Raw genomic sequence first — 1,984 nt, 5'->3', positions numbered from 1 at the left:
AGCCCGTGAGCCATGCCCGGTATCCCGCTGCCGGCGAGCCGAGCCTCGGCGGCCCGGTACGCGACCTCCGCCGCCGCGCGGTCCCCGTCGACGGCCGGCCGCAGGGCGGCGTACCACCGGGTGAAGACGCCGACGAGCGGTAGCTCGTACCGCTCGGCCAGCCGGTCGGCGGCGCGGGCGTGGGCGTCGGCGGCGGCCAGGTCGCCGAGCCCGCACCGCGCCTGCAGGCCGATGAGGTGCCCGAGCACCTCGAAGGTCACCAGCTGGTGCGGGGCGGCCAGGTCGACCAGCTCCGCGCCGAGACGGGCACGTTCGGGAGCGAGGCCGGTCCGCCGGAAGGTGTGCATGAAGCGGGCGTTGAGGGCGAAGGCCAGCAGCGCCGGGTCGCCGAGTCGCCGGGCGATCGCCTCCGCCTCTGCGGCCGCCCGGCGGCCACGGTCGGTGGTGGTGCCGCGCAGCTCCAGGGCCAGGGTGCTCAACAGCCGGCTGCGCTGTTCCGCCTGCTCGGCGGGGAGCACCGCCAGGGTGCGTTCGGCGGCCTCGACGACCCGGCGGGAGAGGTCCTCGTCGTCGTTGCGGGTCCAGACGGCCGGGACGTCGAAGGCCGCCAGCACGGTCCCGGTCAGCACCGGATCGTCGATTCGCTCGACGGAGGCGACGGCCTCGGCCCGAAGCCGGCGGGTCTGCGCCAGGTGTCCGGTCACGGCCAGCGCCCGGCCCAGCCCCATCACCGCGCCCAGCCGCCCGCGTACGTCCTGCCCACCCGCCCGGTCGTGGGCGGCGACCGCCTGCTGCCAGAGGCGGGCCGCCTCGTGCGGGTTGCGGCGCCGTTCGGCCCGTTCGGCGGCGGCTGTGGCGTAGCGGGCGGCGCGCGGGGCGGTGGCTCGGCCGCGGCCTGGGTGAGTGGTGCGCCAGCGCGGCGACGTCGTCCGGGCGCAGCCGTTCGATCGCCTCCCCGACCTCGGTGTGCCAGCGGGCCCGGCGCGGCGCGGACAGGTCCCCGTAGAGGGTGTCGCGGACCAGGATGTGGGTGAACCGGGTGCGGCCCGGTCAGGAAGCCGGCCGGCCCGGCCCGGTCCAGCGCGTCGAGCATGGCGTCCTCGCCGGCGACTGCGGCGAGCACCTCCGGGTCGACGTCCCGGCCGATCACCGCGGCCTGCCGCAGCACGGTCCGGGTGGCCTCCGGCAGCTGCCCCAGGCGGTGCCGGATGACGTCCCGCACGCCGGCCGGGACCGCCGCCAGGGCCGCGTCGCCCTCGGCCGCGAGCAGCCTCGCCAGCTCCCGGACGAAGAACGGGTTGCCGCCGCTGCGCCGGTGGAGCAGCCGCACGGTCGACGGTTCCAGCTCCCGCCCGACGACGGCGCCCGCGACCTCCCCGGTCGCCGCCTCCGACAGGCCGCCGAGATAGACCCGGACGGGTTCGGTCCGGGCGAGCCGGGCCAGGGTCGCGGTCAGCCCCGGGGAGATCTCGGTGGCGCGGAACGTGCCGACGACGAACACCGGCCCGGTGACCGGCTCCGGCCCGGCGAGCAGGGCGGTCAGCAGGTCGAGGGTGTCCGCGTCGGCCCGGTGCAGGTCGTCCAGGACCACGAGCACCGGCCGCCGGCCGGCCGCCGCCGCAAGTCGGGTCGCGGCGGCCCGGTGCAGCCGGAACCGGTCCACGGCGGGGTCCGCCGCCGCTGCGGCGTCCCCGGCGGGGGACGGTCCACCGGTCGCGCCCGTCGGCGCGTCCGGGCCGGATCCGGCGTCCGCTGCGGTCGCCGGCGAGCCGGGATCGGGCGGCGATGAGCCGGCGGTCAGCGCTGCGGTGACCTGCGCCCAGGGCCAGGCGACCGGCGCGCCGTCGTACTCGGTGCCGCCTCGTCACCACCCACCAGCACCCCGGCCCGGCGATGGTGCCGCCACCGACGACACCGACGCCCCCGTCGGCAACGCGGACCGGTCCTCAGGTGGTGTGTCCCTGCCCAGCGGAAGCTGGGTCGA

The 1,984-nt window shown here is 78.2% G+C and carries 1 protein-coding gene and 1 pseudogene; both read right to left on the bottom strand.

The window, feature by feature from the left end:
- A pseudogene (locus tag JNW87_RS38075) lies at positions 1–731 on the bottom strand (SARP family transcriptional regulator); the annotation flags it as partial.
- Positions 728–1,801 (bottom strand): AAA family ATPase, encoded by a 1,074-nt coding sequence (locus JNW87_RS38070; RefSeq protein ID WP_255544835.1) that lies wholly within the window; start codon positions 1,799–1,801, stop codon positions 728–730. The pseudogene JNW87_RS38075 and the gene JNW87_RS38070, both read right to left, overlap by 4 nt.
- Between the last annotated feature and the right edge of the window lie 183 nt (positions 1,802–1,984).

The organism is Micromonospora sp. ATA51, assembly GCF_016802855.1.
Classification (GTDB): Bacteria; Actinomycetota; Actinomycetes; order Mycobacteriales; family Micromonosporaceae; genus Micromonospora; species Micromonospora sicca.
This window is presented reverse-complemented; position numbering and strand designations above follow the sequence as displayed.